This is a genomic window from Vibrio sp. Vb1554 (assembly GCF_033344235.1).
In genome coordinates, this window is the sequence record NZ_JAWPOJ010000163.1 from 1 (window position 1) to 1,496 (window position 1,496).

The 1,496-nt window shown below is 46.9% G+C and carries 2 protein-coding genes; both read right to left on the minus strand.

Translation table 11 applies throughout. The features are described from left to right. Nucleotides 1-22: 22 nt before the first annotated feature. Nucleotides 23-1,030 carry a tetraacyldisaccharide 4'-kinase gene (gene lpxK, locus R8N28_RS24585; protein WP_193284627.1) on the minus strand — a complete coding sequence of 336 codons (1,008 nt, stop codon included), beginning with the start codon at nucleotides 1,028-1,030 and terminating at the stop codon, nucleotides 23-25. 5 nt (nucleotides 1,031-1,035) lie between these two features. Next, the coding region (locus tag R8N28_RS24590) for an ATP-binding cassette domain-containing protein (protein ID WP_318183592.1) at nucleotides 1,036-1,496 on the minus strand (461 nt) is incomplete at its 5' end.

Below are 1,496 nucleotides of genomic sequence, written 5' to 3' on the forward strand. Positions count from 1 at the left end.
ACACACTGGGCAAGCCACAATCTCAAGCAGACGGTGATCCATAAGTCGCTTTAACCTCTTTTATTCGATTTAAAATTCGCTCTGCATCTTTAGGCTCAAATTGAGCAGATACAGGCAGATACCACCAATTGTCTTGTGCGTAGTCGCTACATTTGACAGCATCTTTCTCTGTCATAATCACATTCGCCCCTTGCAGAGCCAATGCTTCAAGTTCTTTTTGGTCAAAGTCTTGATGGTCAGCAAAACCTTTCGTGACTTTAACATCCGCATTCATTGATTCTAGTGTATTAAAAAACCGAGGTGGGTGCCCGATACCGGCAAATGCCACCAGCGCCTTTAACTCACTCACATCAACTTGCTGCTTGGTCTTTAGGTTGATCGCTTTTGATGGCGCTAGAGACATCGAGATCTCACCCTGATGGGCCAAACCGCCATTGGTGATGATAAAGTCGACTTCCTGAAGTCGCTCAACACCTTCGCGCAATGGACCAAGTGGAATCAAACACTCATTACCAAAACGACGATTTCCATCAACAATCACAAGTTCAACATCACGCTCTAGAGCATAATGCTGCAAACCATCATCGGTAATGATGATATCCACGTCTAACTCTACTAGCGCTTTCACGGCGTTTGCACGTACAGGATCGACTGCGACAGGAGCTCCGGTGCGCCGGTGGATGAGTTTAGGTTCATCACCACAATGTTGAGTAGGAGTATCATCATTTAACACCAGCGGATACTGCGGAGCCTTCGCACCGTATCCTCGAGACACCACTCCCGGTTTATACCCCAGATGTTGTAATTGCTCGACCAACCAAACCACAACAGGCGTCTTACCATTGCCACCAGCGGTGATATTACCGACCACCACTACGGGTACTGGTGCTTGATACGCTTGCGTGCGACCAGTTTGGAACTGTTGACGCTTCGCTCTACTAATTGCACCAAACAACACACTGAGTGGCCATAATAATGGCCACAACAGATATTTTAATGGATGATTTTCAAACCAGATTTTTTCAACCACAGCAACTATTCGCCAAACTGGATGCGATGAAGTTGAGCGTAAGCGCCATTCTTAGCAATCAAGTCTGCGTGATTACCTCGTTCAATAATGGCACCGTCGTCTACGACTAGAATCTCATCGGCTTTTTCGATCGTTGACAAGCGGTGAGCAATCACCAACACGGTTTTATCTTTCTGCAGCTCATCTAATGCAGCTTGGATGGCACGCTCAGATTCCGTATCCAATGCAGAGGTTGCTTCGTCAAGAATTAGTACAGGCGCATCACGCAGCAACGCACGAGCAATAGCTACACGTTGGCGCTGACCACCAGATAAGCTCGCGCCGTTTTCGCCGATCATGGTATCTAAACCATTTTCCATCTTATTGATGAATTCCATTGCGTGAGCCAGCTTCGCTGCATGCTCAATATCGCTACGCTGGTACTTATCTTCCGTCGCGTAAGCAATGTTGTTTGCTATGGTGTCAT